Source organism: Vibrio sp. 378 (assembly GCF_033339435.1).
The window spans coordinates 1-819 of sequence record NZ_JAWOUO010000354.1 but is presented as its reverse complement, the minus strand read 5'-3'; the positions used below and the strand labels follow the sequence as shown (position 1 = coordinate 819).

At 45.7% G+C, this 819-nt stretch carries 1 protein-coding gene; it reads left to right on the top strand.

The window, feature by feature from the left end; translation table 11 throughout:
• A partial coding sequence (locus R7Q48_RS26235; protein WP_318133118.1) for a cadherin-like domain-containing protein occupies positions 1-819 on the top strand: 819 nt, incomplete at both ends.

Genomic DNA, 819 nt, shown 5'->3' with positions numbered 1-819 from the left:
AACGTCGATGTGACGCCAGTGAACGATGCGCCAGTGGCGAAAGATGACATCGCTACGACACAAGAAGACACCGCGGTTACTATTGATGTTCTGCCAAACGATTCTGATGTGGATGGCGATAAGTTGTCGATCCAATCTGCGACTGTTCCTGAAGCACAAGGTAAAGTAGAGATCGTTGATGGCAAACTCGTCTTCACGCCGGCAGAAAACTTCAATGGCCACGCTGAAATCACCTACACTGTAACGGACGGTGAATTGACCGACGAAGCGAAAGTAACTGTTACAGTAAATCCAGTAAACGATGCGCCAACCATCAAGGTTGAAGCCATAGAAAGCATCACTGAAGATGCAGTGAGCACTGATACGGTAGTCGCAACCTTAACGGTTCGCGATACTGACACGCCAGAAGACCAATTAATCGTTTCTTTAGAAAACAACTCAAACGGCTACTTCGTGTTGGTTGGCAATGAAGTCAAGCTGACTCAAGCGGGCGTCGATGCAGTTAACAACGATGAGCTCAACCTTAAAGACCTAACTATTAGCGCGTCAGTATCGGATGGTGTTAATCCAACAGCTAACGACAGTGACAGTTTGGTTGTGAATCGTGTTAACGATGCACCGACTGTTGAAAATGCCATTGCAGACCAAGTGTTATCGGAAGATTTCGATGCATACACGATCGACTTGAATGAAGTATTCAAAGATTCTGATTCCTCGCTAGAATTCTCAGTTTCTGGCAATAACAGCATCCAAATTTCTATTGTGAATGGCGTTGCTACCATCACTCCGACTGCGGATTGGAATGGCAAAGAGACAATT